The 19,059-nt window shown below is 30.5% G+C and carries 14 protein-coding genes and 1 tRNA gene; 8 read left to right on the forward strand and 7 right to left on the reverse strand.

Annotated features, from left to right (window positions below; translation table 11 throughout):
- Window positions 1-132 precede the first annotated feature (132 nt).
- The 3 genes from B0A66_RS00570 to B0A66_RS00580 are packed head-to-tail and all read left to right on the forward strand — an operon-like array spanning window position 133 to window position 3,761.
- A complete protein-coding gene (locus tag B0A66_RS00570) occupies window positions 133-1,575 on the forward strand; it encodes a mannitol dehydrogenase family protein (protein WP_089047905.1) in 1,443 nt (480 codons plus the stop codon).
- A 31-nt stretch (window positions 1,576-1,606) separates the two neighbouring features.
- On the forward strand, window positions 1,607-2,926 hold the full coding sequence (locus B0A66_RS00575) for an MFS transporter (RefSeq protein ID WP_089047906.1): 1,320 nt from the start codon (window positions 1,607-1,609) through the stop codon (window positions 2,924-2,926).
- A gap of 34 nt (window positions 2,927-2,960) precedes the next feature.
- Entirely contained in the window at window positions 2,961-3,761 is an 801-nt protein-coding gene (locus B0A66_RS00580) for a hypothetical protein (RefSeq protein ID WP_244283368.1), read from the forward strand.
- Between the two features lie 535 nt (window positions 3,762-4,296).
- On the opposite strand, the gene B0A66_RS00585 is transcribed toward B0A66_RS00580, so the two are convergent.
- On the reverse strand, window positions 4,297-5,301 hold the full coding sequence (locus tag B0A66_RS00585) for a type II TA system antitoxin MqsA family protein (RefSeq protein ID WP_089047907.1): 1,005 nt from the start codon (window positions 5,299-5,301) through the stop codon (window positions 4,297-4,299).
- 5 nt (window positions 5,302-5,306) lie between these two features.
- Window positions 5,307-5,663 carry a type II toxin-antitoxin system MqsR family toxin gene (locus tag B0A66_RS00590; RefSeq protein ID WP_089047908.1) on the reverse strand — a complete coding sequence of 119 codons (357 nt, stop codon included), beginning with the start codon at window positions 5,661-5,663 and terminating at the stop codon, window positions 5,307-5,309.
- 391 nt (window positions 5,664-6,054) lie between these two features.
- On the opposite strand from B0A66_RS00590, the gene B0A66_RS00595 reads away from it, so the two are divergent.
- Both B0A66_RS00595 and B0A66_RS00600 read left to right on the forward strand, forming a co-directional pair.
- Window positions 6,055-8,520: an AAA family ATPase gene (locus B0A66_RS00595; RefSeq protein WP_089047909.1), complete on the forward strand. Its 2,466-nt coding sequence runs from the start codon at window positions 6,055-6,057 to the stop codon at window positions 8,518-8,520.
- Entirely contained in the window at window positions 8,513-10,126 is a 1,614-nt protein-coding gene (locus tag B0A66_RS00600; RefSeq protein ID WP_089047910.1) for a hypothetical protein, read from the forward strand. The genes B0A66_RS00595 and B0A66_RS00600 overlap by 8 nt, the downstream gene beginning before the upstream one ends.
- A gap of 180 nt (window positions 10,127-10,306) precedes the next feature.
- Here B0A66_RS00600 and B0A66_RS00605 read toward each other — a convergent pair whose 3' ends face one another.
- The gene (locus B0A66_RS00605) at window positions 10,307-10,711 is read right to left on the reverse strand and encodes a helix-turn-helix domain-containing protein (protein ID WP_089047911.1); all 405 of its coding nucleotides are present in this window, start codon (window positions 10,709-10,711) and stop codon (window positions 10,307-10,309) included.
- A 229-nt stretch (window positions 10,712-10,940) separates the two neighbouring features.
- Here B0A66_RS00605 and B0A66_RS00610 point away from each other — a divergent pair, with 229 nt between their 5' ends.
- The 3 genes from B0A66_RS00610 to B0A66_RS00620 all read left to right on the forward strand — a co-directional run bounded on the left by B0A66_RS00610 (window position 10,941) and on the right by B0A66_RS00620 (window position 14,530).
- On the forward strand, window positions 10,941-11,933 hold the full coding sequence (locus tag B0A66_RS00610; protein WP_089047912.1) for a phosphotransferase: 993 nt from the start codon (window positions 10,941-10,943) through the stop codon (window positions 11,931-11,933).
- A 95-nt stretch (window positions 11,934-12,028) separates the two neighbouring features.
- Window positions 12,029-12,928 (forward strand): hypothetical protein, encoded by a 900-nt coding sequence (locus B0A66_RS00615; RefSeq protein WP_089047913.1) that lies wholly within the window; start codon window positions 12,029-12,031, stop codon window positions 12,926-12,928.
- A 180-nt stretch (window positions 12,929-13,108) separates the two neighbouring features.
- On the forward strand, window positions 13,109-14,530 hold the full coding sequence (locus tag B0A66_RS00620; RefSeq protein ID WP_089047914.1) for a WG repeat-containing protein: 1,422 nt from the start codon (window positions 13,109-13,111) through the stop codon (window positions 14,528-14,530).
- 237 nt (window positions 14,531-14,767) lie between these two features.
- Here B0A66_RS00620 and B0A66_RS00625 read toward each other — a convergent pair.
- The 4 genes from B0A66_RS00625 to ftsA all read right to left on the reverse strand — a co-directional run bounded on the left by B0A66_RS00625 (window position 14,768) and on the right by ftsA (window position 19,057).
- A tRNA-Arg gene (locus B0A66_RS00625) sits at window positions 14,768-14,841 on the reverse strand.
- 59 nt (window positions 14,842-14,900) lie between these two features.
- A complete protein-coding gene (locus B0A66_RS00630; RefSeq protein WP_089047915.1) occupies window positions 14,901-15,350 on the reverse strand; it encodes a GatB/YqeY domain-containing protein in 450 nt (149 codons plus the stop codon).
- A 203-nt stretch (window positions 15,351-15,553) separates the two neighbouring features.
- Entirely contained in the window at window positions 15,554-17,536 is a 1,983-nt protein-coding gene (gene ftsZ, locus B0A66_RS00635; RefSeq protein WP_089047916.1) for a cell division protein FtsZ, read from the reverse strand.
- Window positions 17,537-17,635: 99 nt separating this feature from the next.
- A complete protein-coding gene (gene ftsA / locus B0A66_RS00640) occupies window positions 17,636-19,057 on the reverse strand; it encodes a cell division protein FtsA (protein ID WP_089047917.1) in 1,422 nt (473 codons plus the stop codon).
- Window positions 19,058-19,059: the final 2 nt, after the last annotated feature.

Genomic DNA, 19,059 nt, shown 5'->3' on the forward strand with positions numbered 1-19,059 from the left:
GTTTGCAGATTTTTCAAACGTTTGCAGAAACGTTTGCAGGTTGATTTTACCAACTGCTGCAACATTATATTTAACTTTAGTACTACTTTGCACTCGTTCTACAACGATATAGTTGAATCAAAACATATAAATATGGAGACAAATTTAATTGGTTATCAATATGACCGTACGAAAATTAAGACTGGAATTGTACACATAGGAGTTGGTAATTTCCATCGTGCACATGAGCAGTACTATACTAACCTGATTCTTGAAAATAGTGATCAGCAGCAATGGGGTATTTGCGGAATAGCTTTATTACCTTCTGATGCCTCTTTAGTAGAAAAATTAAAAAAACAGAATGGCGAATATACATTAACGATCTGTGGACGTGATGGACATGATGAAGCTTATAAAATTGGTTCATTGACTGAACTTATCTGGGGCGTAGAAAATCCTGGGGCAGTTAGCGATAAAATTGCTGATGCTGATGTAAAAATAATTACGCTTACTATTACAGAAGGTGGTTATAATATAGACAAACATAGTAATGCTTTTAATATTGAAAATGAAGATATTCAACATGATGTTTTAAATCCTGATACTCCCAAAACTGTATTTGGTTTTGTTGCCCAGGGTCTTCGCAAACGAATCGCCTCAGGCAATGGAGGTCTTACGATTCTATCCTGCGATAATTTACAACATAACGGCAATACAGCCAAAAATGCATTTATGAGTTTTTTTGAAGCCCAAAATAAAGATCTGGCACACTGGGCTAAAACAAACATAAGTTTCCCAAACAGTATGGTAGACAGAATTACTCCCGCTACATTGCCTGAAAATGTAGAATGGCTCAATAAAAAGAATACTACTACTGACGCTGTTCCTGTGTATTGTGAGGATTTTGTACAATGGGTTATCGAGGATAATTTTATAGCCGGAAGACCTAATTGGGAGCGTGTTGGTGTTGAATTTACGGAGGATGTTTCTCAATATGAAAACATGAAATTAAGTCTTCTTAATGCCTCTCATACACTTTTGTCATACCCGTCATTTTTAATGGGATATCGAAAAGTTGATGATGCTATGCACGATCAGCTAATTATTCGCTTCGTTCAGGACTTTATGAATATTGATATTACTCCTTATGTACCGGCACCAAAAGGAACCGATCTTGAATTGTATAAAAAAACACTTATCGAACGTTTTGCAAACCGAAGCGTAAGCGACCAATTGAGCAGACTATGTTTTGATGGTTTTTCAAAATTCCCTGTTTATATTATGCCAAATCTTTCTAAAATGATTAAAGATGGCAAAGATTTAAAACGAGTAACTTTTCTTTTTGCTGCTTACAGACATTATTTAAAATACAAAACAGATTCTGAAAATGCGGCTTACGATATTGCAGAACCTTGGCTAACTCCGGATGACTCTAAATGGATTCAAAGCAATAATCCAACTGATTTCTTAAATATTGCGCCATTTAAAAATTACAGCCTTGGCAGTTCAGAGCAATTTATTGAAGGTTACATTCATTTTACAGAAATGATTAAAGAAAAAGGAATCAAATCAGCGATAAAGACAATTGTAGACTAAAATCGTACTAATCTATTAAAACCCGTATTTTATGACAACCAAACCACAAAACAAGATTTTACCTTTTGCAATTGTGACTTTCATTTATTTCATTGTAGGTTTTCTTACTACAATAAATGAGCAACTTCAGGCACCATTAAAGTTTACTTTTTTAGCCGAAGCAGGAAGTTACAAAAATACGCTTACCACCTCAATTTCTTTCTTCTTTTTCTTAGGATATCTTTTAAATGGATCTTTAGGAAGCAAATGGGTTAATATTTATGGTTACAAGAATACCATAATCCGAGGCATGTTTTTTATTATCTCTGGCTTGACTTTGTATTTATGTTCTTCATGGATGGGGTATCAATTCCCCGACTTTCATTTTGAGATTGGAGATGCCATTATTCCTTATAGTTTTCTTATTTTTTTAATTGGTTCTTTTATTATGGGAACTTCTGCTGCAGTAATTCAGGTGGTGGTAAATCCTTATGTAGCTTCTTATGATTTGCCGGGAACGCAATCTGTTCAGCGTTTGAATATTACCACAGGAATCAATTCTATAGGTACCACCTCTGCCCCATTTTTTGTAACACTCGTAATTTTTAGCGGTGTCTCTATCGAGAACATCCAGATAAAACAGCTTATGACTCCTTTGGCTATTCTTATATTTTGTATAGCAGCCGTATTATTACTGACCAGAAAACTGGAAATACCGGATATTGAGAATACTCGTGATACCTCAGGAGAAAAACTGGAGCGAAGTGTCTGGTCTTTTAGACATTTTGTATTAGGCGTAATGGCTATTTTCTTTTATGTAGGTACTGAAGTAGCCATTGGTGCCAATATAAATTTATATGCCTTTGAACTGGAAGCATTGGGATATCCTGTAAGCTTTTTCGGAAAAACCAAAATTATCATCGGCAATATGGATCTCGGCATACATGCGCTGCTCTCCACACTGTATTGGGGCGGATTTATGGTTGGTCGTGGGGTTTCTAGTTTTCTAAGTCATATTTCGGCTAAAAAACAATTAATTACCACTACAAGTATTGCTGCAATTTTTGTAATAATTGCTATGATTACTCAAAACATCTGGTTTTTGGTTGCCATTGGTCTTTTGCATTCTTCAATGTGGAGTTGTATTTATTCTCTTTCCATAAAAGGTTTGGGAAAATATACTTCTAAGGCTTCAGGAATATTTGTTTCTGCGGTATTTGGCGGTGCTGTATTCACATTGTTACAAGGCGTTCTTGCCGATGTATTTGGCGCCTGGAGATGGACATGGATTCTTTCTTTTATATGCGAATTGGTAATGCTGTCGTATGCACTATTTGGATCTCACCAAAGAAAAAAAGATATCATCCTTTAAATTACTTTAGTACTTCTATAAGACCATTTTTTTTATGAAATTTATACATTCTCTGTCATTGTTACTACATGACGGCCAAGATATCCTATTATCAAAAATTTTGAGATTAAGCAATCCCATTTTACTTTTTGGTGCTTTCATAACTTTTTCGAATATCTCCTACAGTCAGGATTTTCATTCTTCACTACAAGCCAGAAATAGTCATTTATGGCGCGGAATAGAAGTTGCTTCAGGTTTGGTTTTTACCGGGGATCTGCACCTTGACGGAAAATATTTCTATGGTGGCTTCTGGGGCGGAGGAAGCGGTGATGGTGTTTACAAAGAATTCAACAATTATGCAGGATTTAAAAAAGGAAGATTCAACGTTGAACTATGGGATATTTATAATTTCTCACCCGCTGCAACGTATAACAATACTGAATTTTTCAACTATAATGCAAATGAAACGGGACGCTTCCTTGATTTCAGGTCTAATTATACAATATCTGAAAATTTTCCTTTAACACTTAGCTGGAATGCCGTTCTTTTTGGTCGTGACAGAAACGTACAAAATACGGAAAACAAATATTCTTATTTTGCATCTGCAGAATATCTGCTTTACGAAAAAGAAACGCTAAAGGTAAAAGGAAGAATAGGATATTCCTCTGCATTGAATAGTGCCGGCGAAAAAAACAATTTCTTTGCCCACAAAAGCGGATTAAATGAAGTAAGCCTAATCGTTTCAAAAGAAATACCCATTATGGGATTTGAACTTCCAATTGGTATATGGGCCATGTGGAATCCTGTAGATAATCATGGTTATCTGCAATTTTCAGCAGAAGTTTATTCTTTTTAAGCTTGCTGAAACAAAGCTTTCTGATTTAGACTTGCGAGATTCTATTGTAATTAGTAGCCGTTTAGTGCAATTATTTCAAATAAAAAAATAGAAAAAATCGATCGTTCCTATGGAACTTTTTATTGCAATCAATAACAATCAACGGATTAAAATCCGTTGCTAAAAATGGTTCATTCCTATGGAATTTTAAAAAGCGTGCATAATCTGAATTTACGATTTACATTAAAATATAATATCGATTTCTTTATTCGAAACCACTAAAGAGCCAGAGGCTCGGAAACATTGTAGGACCGGATTTTAATCCGGTCTTATGTATTAAAAAGAGAAAAATAGATCCATAGGATCGGGGCATATTTTGGGTTAATCGCGAAAAAAAACGTGCGAAATGGATCGTTCCTATGGAACTTTTTGTTGTGATCAATATACGATCAACGGATTGAAATCCGTTGCTACAAAATCGTTAATTCTTACGGAATTTTAAAAAGCATATTTAATAGATTACTTGCCTAACTGTACAATGTAATTAAATAACCTTCTAGACATGAATTAAATCAAATCCGTAATTGTAGTTAATATTATTCTTCTCTTTTTCGTTCTCAATCCACGCTCTTTCTTCATGACTAATCTCTTTAATATCGGTGGCGTTACAATTTTTAAACTTAGCTGTAACATCCTTTAAAGATTCTAATTCTATGTCATTAAACAATTCAGAATTAAAATTTTTAGTGACTGGAAGAATAAATTTTTCTCCCGTAAACTCACCAAAATTTTCTGTTTGTAATTCGACAATTTTTTTATTTGTCATATAATCAAATATACCATGAAATCGAACTGGAACAGGTCCATAATTATGAGCCATATATCTTGCTCCACTTATGGAATAAGCAGATTTTTTATAATTTAAAAAGTCAGCATAAAACAATAGCTTGTTCATCATAGTAACTGTCGGATGCAATTTTTCTGTAAAATATACAACCATTTCAGACAGTTTATGAATGTTTGGTTTTCGATATCCTGAAAAAGCATCTGGAAGCATATTACCAAAAAGCATACTCACAAATTTGTTTTCATCCTTTGATTCATCTTCTAAATCTATTGCAGCATCAATTTTTACCAATACTTTATTCCTTTCCTGCTCTTCCAAATCAGAACTTCTTAAAACTAAATCTCTAAAAACATTAGAATTATTCGATATAGTTTGTATTAAATTGGCATTTGCCATACTCGGAACTTCTCCTTTTTCATAATTTCTATAGCTGTTTGCTCCAAAACCAAGTATTTGCGACATCTTGTTTGCAGATAATCCATATTTTTCTCTGATACATAAAATCTCGTCTGCAAAAAGAATATTATGTTTACTTCTATACTGATTATAAACCTGATTTAAATTTAACTCATCAAGTTCTGTTGTTGTAAATTGTTCGTCAGTGTCTTGGCAATAATATGCTAAATGTAAATATTCAAACTCTTCTTTACGAAAAACCACGCTGCTTTTGCTGGTTTTCAAGGTCATTTCCTTACCTGTAATTGGACTTTTCATGATTTTTATGTCTGTTGTTTATACGGGAATTCCATAGAATGCTCTGCTTTGTGAAATGAAATACAAATCGCATTATTGGTAGTCCTTGATATCGTTAACTTGATGTAAACTTCTTGTTTTTTAATAATTTTTCCAAAAATCCATAATTCCTTTCCATTGAATTGTGTTTCTGGTAGTGGTCCTTCGCTATAATCCTCAACTTCTAACTGAGCGATTATTTCTTTTCTTGAATTAGCTGTGATACCAATATCTGCTAAATCCTGCACACTGTTCTTGGGTCTGTTTACAAAGAATATATCCCACGTCTTTATGATTTGCTTGAGTTCTTGCAAAAAAGATTTTACAGTGGCTTTGTGAGACATATTTATAATTTAATAACTCTACAAAAGTAATCGTTTATTATCAAAAATACAACTTTATAGTTGTTAATCGATCATAAAAACACAATTAAACCACTTTAAAATTGAACTTAGAACACAAATACTCTTTAACTAAATCAATCATTATTGATGAAAAACCAGTATAATTACGCGTTGCATCTAATTATTTAAATCATTTTCTTGTTACGGTTTTCAGTAATAGGATAATAAAGTTTTTTATGTTATTTGGTGATAGAAGAGCAAAACCTAATTTATTCAAGCTAAAAATTGCTTTTGTATATTTTTAAATAATTAAATACCTCTAATATTACTGAACTAAATCAATCCACAATAAAAAACATTTAATCATAAACAAAATTAACAGCAAGAACATATGAAAGTTGGAAGCTTAACAGAATCGCATGAAATCTTTTCTTATAAAAATCAAAGATTTTCAGAACAAAAATTCATAATATGTGTAAGAGATGAAAGATATGAGTTTAACATAAAAACTATTATAGCTGTTGAAAACAATAAATTGATCGACTTAGACGAATATGAGTTTGAGAACAACTTATTTGCAACAAGACCTCCATATAATAACCCACATAACATCGAAGATCTATCTTTAAACAGATTCTATATTAATCAGTTGATAAAAATAGATTATGGAACAATTATTGAAAATTTAGGAGCTGAAAATCCCAATATGCCAAAAGTAAAAACTTTCAATGCAAACATTAATTCTTTTGACACAAATCAAATAATCGAATTCTTTGAAGGTAATATAAATGAAGGTGATTCTCTATTCACTCCAAATTCAGCGAACGTTTTTGAATTAATAAAAAATGTTTATGTAGAAAGTGAAAATTGTTTTTTTGCGATTTTTGAAAATAAACTTATTGGTCCTTTCACAGCATTAAAAGTAAATGAAAACTCGTTTAAAATCGCAAAGAGCACCTTTAAAAATTTTGGAGAATATAAATTTAATGAAAAGTCTTTTTTAGAGTTTAAAGCAAATGAAATAATTCGAAAAATTTACATTGAAACAAGTAATTTAAGTTTAATATACCATAAAGAATACCGTTTTATTAGTGATGAAGAATTATTAAATGAATTTGAAAAAGAATTAACAAACCATCCTGAATATTTTAATGAAATTTCTTTAGAAAATATAAAAAAAATAATTACAAAATCATCCGAATTAAAATCGTTAGAAAAAATAATAAATGACAATAGTCGCCTAGAACAATTACTTCAAGAAAGCAAAAAAATGCTTATTAGAAATATTGATTTAATAAATTTAATTCCAGAAGTAAAAAAAATAAAAGAAGAAAAAAAGCAAATTGAAGAAGAATTATTTATACACAATCAACAATTTGAAGAAATAACTGCACGAAAAAAAGATTTACAAACAGAAATCACGATTTTAGAAGAAACAAAAACAGCAGAATTAGAAAAACAAAAAAATGAATTTCACAAAGAAATTGAAATTTTAGAAACACGTAAAAATAATTTAGAAAAAGAAGTAGAACAAAATAAACTAAATTTAGAAAAAAGTTTAGCCAAAACAAGAGAAGATATTGATTACTATGAAAGAAACAAAACAGAATTAAAAACTCAAATAGATAATTTAAAAGAAGATTTTAAAGAAGAACAAAAAAACGCTCAAATTAGCTTACAAAATTTAATAAAATCAAAAGTTCATTTTGATTTTATAAGTGGACGAGATTTATCCGAACAAGAGAGCAATACTTTTATCCCTCAAGATTTTAAAATAAACGACCAATATAAACAGAATCAGTATCGTGAATTTAGAAACGAATTAGTATCTATTTTAAAACAACATAATCGAAATTTTGAAACTCATTTTGTAGATAATCTCTTAATATCTATTTTTCAAAATACTTTAACAATATTTGCTGGTGTTCCAGGAACTGGTAAAACCACACTAGCAAGAATATTAACTAATATTCTGACTCCAGAGGGAAAAATAAGAGAAGTTTCTGTAAATAGGGGATGGTCATCTCAAAAAGATTTTATTGGTTTTGTAAATCCATTAACGAAAAGGTTTCATTCTTCATCAACGGACATATATTCTCTAACAAAACAAATGAATGAAGAATCAAAGGATAAAGAGATTTATCTAAAAACACCTATGTCCTTTATTATTCTTGACGAAGCTAATTTAAGCCCATTAGAGCATTATTGGTCATCATTTTATAATTTAACAGATTCAACAGGTATGCTTGAAGTTAAGCTTGGCCATAATGAAACTATTAAATTTCCAAATAATTTAAGATTTATTGGCACAATTAATTATGACCACACAACAGAGGAATTATCTCCAAGGGTTTTAGATAGAATAAATATAATTCAACTTAACAAATCCGAAGATATAATTTTTAACAATATATCTAGTTCAAAAATTAAAAACATTCAATTATCATATAAAAGATGTATAGATTTTTTCGAACTAACAGATACGAATTCAGTTGAATTAAAAATAGAAGATCGAATAGAAAAAGGATATAAAGAAATTAAAAGTGAGTTCAAGAAATTGAAAATTTTCATCAGCCCAAGAGTAGAAATTGCCATAAAAAGATATATAACTTTGGCAAGTAAATATATGTCCGATGTTAATAAACCATTGGATTATTGTGTAGCACAAAGATTATTACCATTAATTAATCTACAAGGTTCCGAAAATAAGCAGAGATTAGAATCTTTAAAGGAACAATTAAAAACTAATAAATGTGAAATTTCTACATTAATTCTAGAAGACATAATTAGCATCGGTTCTGAAAAAGGGATTTATGAAGACAGTTTTAATTACTTTTTAACTTTATCAAATGTTTAAAATTTTTTCAATAGACCAATATCATAACGCACACGAAGTATATCCCGAGAACGGGATATATGTTGTTTATGAATTATATCAATATAAATTTCAATTTACTGGATCAATTACAAGTAAAACTATTTTTATTGAAGATGAAGTGTTTGATTACGAAAATAAATTAATTACCTTCACAGAAAACAGTATTTCAACTAAAGAAAAAAAAAGAATTTTCGAAGATTATTTTGGATATTTAAAAATTAATATATGCGATCATACTTTTAATTTTGAGGTAAGAATTCAGAAATTAAAAGTACCAGAATTAGAAGAAATACTTTTATATTTATGGAACCAAGATCCTATTATTTTTGACAACTTTTTCTCAAAAAGCACCTTAAAATCAAAACTTGATAAGGAGAATCAAAATTTAGATTATAGTTCAAAATTTGTAAATATTTTCGAAGATTACTACAATTTTTTCAAAAACAGTTTTTTTGTTTTTAAATCATTACCTCATAATGTTTTAAGAACAAAAAACATAATTAAAGACTATGAAACATCTGATATTTCTAATAATTCTATTGATTGGCTAATAAATAACCTTGATGAATTGCATATAGATTACTCATATAAAAATGACAAAAACTCAATACCAATAAAAAACAATTACGGTGTAATCGAAAAAATTCTAACTGAAGAAAAATTCAGCGACTTCAATATATATGAAAATCAAATTATTCTTGGAACTTTTGACTATGTTATTCTAGAAATAGCAAAAATAAAAAACAAAATTAAAAGTTACCTTTCTACAAAACAATATTACGAAAAAGATTTTTACAGTATCAATGAGTTTAAAATAATACCTTTTCTAAAGCTTAAAGACGATCTAGATAAAATAGAAAGCAAAATTAAGTCTTTACAAAGAAAATACAAAGATATATTTGTCAAAGCAAATTCAAAAAATACTTTTCCTAAGTTAACACCTGTATTTTCAAATAAAAGACACTATACAGATGCTTATAATAAAATAAGATTGATAAGAGATATAAAAATCAATCTCGATGGAGAACTAAATTTACTAAACATTAAAAAATTAAGTACTTTATATGAAAGATTTAATCTTTTCGTTTTAATAAATTCTATATTACTTAAAAATCCAATTAGTTTTAAAAAGGAAAACCCTAAACTTGACGACAATACATTTCAAGAATTTTATTTTCAATTTACAAATTACAAAATATCATTGTATTACGACGCTTATATAGGTAATTTACAAAACAAAATTGGATTACAACGAATTTCTAATGGGTACTACAAACCTGATTATATAATCAAATTAGAAACAGAATATAATATATACTTTTACATTTTAGACTCAAAATATTCCTCAGAAAACACAGTTAAAGATAGACATTTACCAAAATGTATAAATACTTATATCCTTGATATTGGAATTACTAATTCTAAATCAACAAAAGTTGAAGAATTAATACTTATCTATCCAGGACAAAATGAAGAGACAATTTTTGGCAATGATATCTTTAAACCAAAAATCAGCATTTTACCTTCTAAAGTTAAAAATACCAATCTAAAAAATTTCATCGAAAAAACTTTATTTAATGAATAATACAATAAAAAAATTACAACTTTTTTCTCACTAATATGGAGTTTAAAAAACCTCGATATGCGGAGCTTCTCAATTTCGTAACCATTGCTATAGTCAATTCAAACATCAATTTCTTTACAGAAACAATCTAAAAATAAAAAAGAGACCTTAAAGTCTCTTTCTTACTAAATATATAAAATTTTACTCTTTTTTCTCTTTCAATAATTTCTCCATAAAAACATTCTTATCTTTTTCAACTTGAACCAAACGCTCATAAAGTTCTATTACTTTATCAAGCGGGTTAAACGTTGGCTGATATTGAAAAATTGAATTTGATGATGCACTATCATGATTGTTTACTGTATTACTAATAATATTAAACACAGCTTCATCTGAAAAATTCTCAATTGCTTCAATACTTACACCAAGCGCTCTTGCTACCTCTTTCAATTTTTCATAATCTATAGTATCACTGTTTTCAATAATAGAAATAGCTTGCTGGTTTGTTCCCATAGCCAAAGCCAATGCTTCCTGCTTCATGTCTTTTAATTCACGAATACGGCTGATTTTTCGCCCTATGTGGTTTGATTTTGCTGATGTCGTCATAATTCAAAGATAATAATTACAAATAAAAAAAGTAAGCTGTATGTATGATACATTTAATTGCCGTAAAATACATGTTTTACTTACTTATTAGTGTCTAATACAAAAGTACAGTTTTTCAGACAAGTAATCAATTAAAGAACATATTTAGAAATGATCTGCAATCAAATTATTTTTAATTAACTATTAACATTAATTTTATGCTTTCAAAAATCCTGAATAAAGTAACCAAATGACAGAACATTTTAGTGTAATAAGTTCCATACTTTCAGCTACCAAACTTGGAGAATTAATACAACAGAAATACGGCTTAAGTAAACAAACTGAATGTAAACTGTTTAGAGCTGCCATGAACCATGTTTATATTGTTACTGATGGCGATAAAAAATACATTTTCCGTGTCTACACTTTTAATTGGAGAACAAAAATAGAAATAGCCGAAGAATTAAGACTTTTACTTCACTTACATGAAAATAAAACTTCTGTTTCTTTTCCAATTACAGATAATCTAAATGAATATATCCAAGAATTAAATGCTCCTGAAGGGAAAAGATTTGGTGTGTTGTTTTCATTTGCTGACGGTGCGAAATCAGCAAGATTTAATGCGGAAACAAGTTTTTTTATCGGACAAGCTTTAGCAGAAGTGCACAAATCAACCGAAAATTTCGCTTTGAACAGGGAAACATACAGTGAGAAGGTTCTGCTAGTAAATTCGATAAAGCTAACACAAGATTTTTTTAAAAAAGAAACTGATGAAATAGTCTTTTTGAAAAAAATGGCTCAGTTTATTGAAAATGAATTTGCAAATGTAAAAACCGACCAAATTAGATCTGGTGCGGTTCATCTTGATGTATGGTTCGATAATTTACATTTTAACGACGAAAATAAAGTAACATTTTTTGATTTTGATTTTTGTGGTAATGGATGGTTATGTTTGGATATTTCTTATTTTCTATTTCAATTATTCATAACAAATCCGAATGAGAAAGACTACGAAGAAAAAGCGGAGGCATTTCTTAGAGGATATGAAAATATAATAAAGATTAGTAAAGAAGAGCAACGAATTTTACCCTTTGTTTGTTTAGGCATTATGACATATTATATAGCAATGCAATGCGACAGATTTGATAATTGGACAAACATATTTCTAAACGAAGATCATTTAAAAAGGTTTACTGCTAATCTAAAACGATGGATGGCATATAATAAAATTGAAATGAAATAAGTTATATATTAGCCTTAATCAAAAATTAAAAAAAGTGAGCTTTTTTAAGAAAAACCAAGAAGACGAAAACTACAAACACAACCAAAAGTCCTAAAATGAAAAATGACAATAAACAGAAATATGGATGTTGGTTTTTAGTCAACCAACATATTTTTGAAAAAGAATTTGTTGCAATTGAACAAAAAGCTATAAAAGTATTTCTTGATTTTATTTCTGATAAAAATTATGGTTTAGGTATCGGGCTTTTTCGTTTTGACATCTATATTGAACCAAAAATAAATTTTGGAAGACAAGCTGATAGTATTTATAATAGTTGTGCTCACTTGTCTGCTCATATTGACAAACAACTCTTTGACAAAGTAAGTGATGACGAAAAATTGAGGTTACTTCTCAATGCTTCTTTAATTCTAGTAAAATATTTACAACAAAGAGTTCCTTTACCAAAAGATTTTAATGCAGAATATTTGTTTACGGACTATAAAGAATATTTAAAAAGCCAATCATTGTTACTAGGTCAAGCTGAAACAGACCAAGCTATTCTCAAGTTTTTTGATACTACCCGTTTTCTTTTCCGAAGAACTGAAACAATCGAAGTTGATAAAAATAAAATCTATTTTGATCTTAACGAAATTCAGGATTTCATAAATAATGAGATTGCCGGCAAAACATTCGGTCAATCTATTACTGCTATAGACTTTGGTTTTGAACTATATGACTTCAATGGTGGCTTTGCACCATTTATGAAACAAACAGAGAACTATAAAAGATATGGAACGAAATATAAAAACTATCTTGTAGTCAAACACTTCGATTATTCAGAAATAAAAAATCTTGATGAAAAGCAACAGTATCAATTATTGAAAGAAAAAATTCTCGAAGGAATAAACGATTATGAGAATTTAAAAAGAAAACCAAAGGATTTTGATAAAGATGGATTTTACAACATAATGGAAAACATACTTACTACATATGAAAGACAAAAAAGCTACTACTAAAAGATACAAAAGAACTTTGGCAATTTGTTTAAAATAAATGTATAGTTTTTCAGACAAGTAATCAATTAAAAAATCTAATGAACTTTTAGAAAATATTTAATCTAAGCTTAAAAAAACTTTTAACTATAATTCTATATTGTAATCAAAAAAAATAAATTATTGACTTGAATTTTACGAACTATGCTATATCCAATTAAACGCAATGATAAATGGGGTTTTATTAATGAAAAAGGTGAAATAATCATCGAGCCTATATTTGATTATACTGACCATTTTTCAAATGAAGTCTGTCGTGTTTCAAATAAACTGTCAGAAATACATTTTAAATATAATGGGGAAATTTATTATTACACCTCTTCTACAATCATAAATAAAGAGGGTGATATACTATTTCCTTTCAAAAAAAATTTAACAATTAATAGATACTCTGATGATGTTGCTTTTTGTTATGATGAAAAACTAAAGAAACATGGAGTTTTAGACAAAAATGGAGAAGAAGTCATTCCGTTTATTTTTTCAACTTCCGAAATTGAATATTCTTTATTTTCTAATGGTCTTGCGAGAATAAAAAAAGATGAGAAATATGGGTTTATAAATAAAAAAAATGAGATTGTAATCCCATTTGATTATGATAAAGCGGATAACTTTCAAAATGGTTATTCATTAGTAAAAATCAAAAACAAAGAATTATTAATAAATAAAAGCGGAGAAATTTATAAAACAAAGCATAAGATAACTTCAGTATTTTATGAAGATAGAGCGATTGTTAAACTTAAAAACAAATATGGATTTATTAACGAAAACAATGAGCTTGTAATCGATTATTTATATGACAGGATCGTAGGTGTTTTCACCGAAGGTCATTGTTTAGCTAAGATAGGAGATAAATACGGTTTAATTAATACATCAGGACATACAATTATTGAATTTAAATTTGATAACGTAAGATGGATTGGGAATGGAGTTTTTCCAGCTAAAATTGGTAAAAAATGGACATTAATCAATCTTATTGGAGAAATAAAATTTGAACCGAAATTTGAACATATTTCTGATTTTAATAAGGTCTTGGAAAGTCGCGACTATTTTGATGCCAAACTTACTCGTGCCGAATTTAATAAGGAGGACTATTACATTGATATTCAAGGTAATTTAATTTCAAAAATAGAAACAATAGAAAAAGAAATTGTATACACCGAATTAAGAGAACTTCTGAGCAAAAGTGTAGAACAAAAACAAGTTTGGGATAAAGCAGAATGGAGTTATGACGGCTTTTCCATTACAAAGAAAGGCGCTATAAAACCATTTTATTTTATTTTGAAATGTTTTAAAAAAATAGGATTATTAACGAATGAAGGCATAGATGCTTATAATGATAAAAACAACTTAGAAATAGGACTTTACCGATTTATGTTCAAGGAAGATGCAGCTAGCTTTTTAGACCATTTTTACGAATATTGGTATGAGAAACAACACATTGCTAATTATCAAATAGATCCTAATTTAAAATTTGAAGATGATGAAAATATTGGGAAATACTGGGAATTTTATAAGCAAGTTCAATATAATTTAATACAAAACAAAGAAAATAAAGTTGAAGAATAAAATATAAATAAATTAAAATATGTGAATAACAACAGCTGGTATAATCATTAGTAATTTACCCGAAACAAATCCAAAAGATAAAATTTTATTTAAAAAATTAGAAAAGACCTTATACAACTTAGAAGCTTAATCAACTGAACAGAGAGACTCTGTTAAAAATAAAAAAATATCGAAGAGACTTAAAACCATAAAAAAGCCTGCAAAATATACACTTTGCAGGCTTTCATTTTTTTATAGTGACCGCGGAGGGGTTCGAACCCCCAACCCTCAGAGCCGAAATCTGATATTCTATCCAGTTGAACTACGCGGTCTTATATTTAATTTTAGATTTTAGAGTTCAAATTAATCTGAACTCTAAAATCTAAAATTATTATACTAATAATTTCTTCACTATTGTAGAAATGGTTTTTCCTTCAGCAGTTCCACCTAATTGAGCAGATGCTAATCCCATAACTTTACCCATAGAAGCAATTCCAGAAGCTCCTGTTTCAGCAATGATTTTAGCAATCACAGCTTCTACTTCTTCTTCGCTTAATTGTGCTGGTAAAAACTTCTCTATTACAGCGATTTGTGCTAATTCTGGTTCAGCTAAGTCCGGACGATTTTGCTCAGTAAAAATTCTGGCACTTTCTTTTCGGGTTTTAACCAATCTTTGAAGTAATTTGATTTCTTCGTCTTCTGATAATTCTTCTTTAGAACCAGAAGCTGTAGCTGCCAATAACATTTCAGATTTAATGGCTCTTAATGCTTCTAATGCTACTGTATCTTTTGCTCTCATGGCGGTTTTTATCTCGTCCATGATTTGTGTTTGTAAACTCATTTTAGTTTTTTATTTGAATAAGCCAGGCTTATAAATTTATATATTGATTGAGAATCTATTCTTCGTCTTCAATTGCCGGGACAGCAAAATTAACTTTTAAAACCGAGTAAAGAAGTCAAATTTAAAATTCTGTGCGAAGATAAAAAAAATAACCCGAAAATTAAATCCAATTTTCGGGTTATCCTATTATTATGATTGTAAAATTAATCTACGTTATCGTGCAAAAATGAATTATTTGAACGCAATTGTAAATCGTTATTACTATCTGTACCAACAGAGATTCTTGAATTGGTTGTATTCGACTGATTACTTGAAAGATCGATACCTAGTCTTTTGTAAGCTGGTTCTTTTTCTAGCTCATCAATTCTCGAAACATTATTATGGAATTTATAATTAAATTCTTTTAATTTTTTTCTTCTTTCCTCAGCTCTTAAACGCAATGTTTCTTCGATTGTTAATTCCATCGGAGATATTGTGTCTTTAGTTGTGTAAGTTGCTTCGCTTGCAAAATCAACTCTTGGTTTCATGGTAATGTTTAATTCCTCAGGAATTACTTCTTCTACCACTTTCTCAACAGGTTTAGACGTTAACAAGTCGTTTTCAACTTCCATGTATTCTTCTAACGAATATCTGATTACACCTTTGTCTGAAACTTCTGTTACCGGAACAAATTGTACCGGATCGTTAACTTTTATATTGCGTGTTTCGTTTGTTAATTCAAACAAAATCTTAGGCTCTTCTGCAACTGGCTCTTTCTTAACTTCCGGTTCTGCTCTGAAAATAGGCAAATCGAATGAAAAAGTCGTTTGTTCTTCTCTTTCAAAAACTCTTGGCTGAACCGGCTCTTGAAAAGTTGGTGCCTGAGGTGTTGTAATTGTAAAATCGATATCTGTAATTGGCGAAACGATTTCAAAAGTTACATCCAGGTTTTTAATAAACTCAGACATTACTACTAACTCGTCCTGATTCATTGTTGGAGCAACCGGAGCAACAGTCACAGGATTTTGTACAGGTAATGTTGGAGCAACCGTGTCTTCCATTAAATCAAAAACAACTTTTGGTTCTGTTTTAGCAACAGGCGTTTCAGCGTTTATGTCAAATGAAGTAAGCGGTTTATTCGTTAAATTATGAACACTTCTTTGCTCGTCTTCTAACGTGTGGATGATTCTCTTAGGTTCTGTATTTACAATTTCATTTTGTTGTTCAACATCAAAACCAGTTGCAATGATTGTTACGGCAATAGCTTCACCAAGAGTTTCGTCTTCACCAACTCCCATGATAATATTAGCATTAAAACCAGCTTCTAACTGAATGTGATCATTGATCTCTCCAATTTCATCCAATGTAATTTCGTTAGATCCAGAAACGATAAGCAACAATACGTTTTTGGCTCCTGTAATTTTGTTGTCGTTTAACAAAGGAGAATCTAAAGCTGAAACAATAGCTTCTTTTGCTCTGTTTTCACCTTCGGCAACAGATGATCCCATGATCGCTGTTCCACTGTTTGATAAAACAGTTTTAGCATCACGTAAATCGATATTTTGAGTATAGTGGTGCGTAATTACTTCAGCAATACCTCTTGAGGCTGTTGCTAAAACTTCATCCGCTTTCGAGAATCCTGCTTTAAAACCAAGATTTCCGTATACTTCTCTTAATTTATTATTGTTGATCACAATTAGCGAATCTACCTGCTTACGCAATTTCTCGATTCCTAAAAGCGCTTGTTCCTGACGTACTTTCCCTTCAAACTGAAACGGAATGGTAACGATACCTACTGTCAGAATCTCTCTTTCTTTTGCTAACTGAGCGATTACGGGAGCAGCACCTGTACCTGTTCCTCCACCCATACCAGCGGTAATAAACACCATTTTAGTACCACGATCTAACATTTTTTCGATGTCAGCGATACTTTCAATAGCCGATTGTTGTCCTACGTCAGGATTTGCTCCTGCTCCAAGACCTTCTGTTAAGTTTACCCCTAATTGAATTTTATTTGGTACAGCACTGTTTTGTAGTGCTTGTGAATCTGTATTACAAACGATAAAATCTACCCCTTTAATACCTTGCTTGAACATGTGGTTTATAGCGTTACTTCCACCTCCACCTACACCTATTACTTTGATTACATTTGATTGGTTTTTTGGTAAATCAAATGAAATACTTCCAAATTCTGAGTTGCTCATCATCTTTTTGGTTTTGAAATTCTTATTAAATACATTTTTTACTTCTTGACTTGGGGCCAAATAGTAATCCTTCTCTTTTATTACTCTATTTTTTCTATCGATTTATTCTGCGTTGTCAAGGAAATCTTTGATTTTATCGACATAACGATCAAAAAACGATCTTCTAATTTTTGTTTCTGTAGATTCTTCTTTAACCAAATTACTACCGTTATCTCTTAGTTGTTCAACAGTTTCTACTCTTTCAACGTAGTTTTCTTCAACTTCGTATTTGGCTCTTACAGGTTGTTCTGCCTGTGGAGGAACATTTCTGTATACTACTCTCGGCTGTTCATTTACAAGTTCCATTCTAACAGCACTTTGCGTACTGTTTTCGATACTGTTCATTACCAAACCTACTGCAGTTGCAAATAACGGACTTGAAATTTCTTCGCTCGAATTTCCTGCTAAATGCTCATTCGGATATCCTATTCTGGTATCCATTCCGGTAATGTACTCTACTAATTGTTTAATATGTTTTAGCTGAGCTCCACCACCTGTAAGCACAATTCCTGCAATCAGTTTCTTGCGTGGGTCTTCGTGTCCATACGCTTTAATTTCAGCAAAAACCTGCTCTACAATTTCTACCACACGGGCATGAATAATTTTAGATAAGTTTTTAAGCGAAATCTCTTTTGGCTCTCTTCCTCTTAATCCAGGAATAGAAACAATTTCGTTGTCTTTATTTTCTCCTGGCCAGGCTGAACCAAATTTAATTTTAAGCAATTCTGCCTGCTTTTCTATAATCGAACATCCTTCTTTAATATCTTCTGTAATTACATTTCCTCCAAAAGGAATTACAGCTGTATGACGAATGATTCCATCTTTAAAAATGGCTAAATCTGTTGTTCCGCCTCCAATATCAATAAGCGCTACTCCGGCTTCTTTTTCTTCCTGACTTAAAACAGCATCAGCAGAAGCTAAAGGTTCTAAAGTCAGACCAGATAATTCGATTCCTGAACTTTGAATACATCTTCCTACATTTCTGATCGATGATGCTTGTCCAACTACAACGTGAAAACTAGATTCTAATCTTCCGCCGTACATTCCGATTGGCTCTTTTATTTCAGATTGTCCATCAATTTTAAATTCTTGCGGCAATACGTGAATTATTTCTTCTCCAGGTAACATGGCTAATTTGTTTACCTGATCTATTAAAAGCTGAATATCATTCTCTCCAATTACTTCTTCCGGATTGCTTCGGCTGATGTAATCTGTATGCTGAATACTTCTGATGTGCTGTCCGGCAATACCCACCACCACATCTTTTATTTTATAACCTGAATTGTTTTCTGCTTCAAGTATAGCTTGCTGAATGGATTGAATAGTTTGCGTAATGTTGTTTACAACACCTCTGGCAACACCTAAACTTTTGGATTTCCCAATACCCAAAATTTCAAGCTTACCATACTCGTTCTTCTTGCCTATCATGGCAACTATCTTTGTCGTTCCAATATCTAGACCTACTGCAATGTTATCTTTTTCCATTT

This window comes from Flavobacterium hercynium (assembly GCF_002217285.1).
GTDB classification, from domain to species: Bacteria; Bacteroidota; Bacteroidia; order Flavobacteriales; family Flavobacteriaceae; genus Flavobacterium; species Flavobacterium hercynium.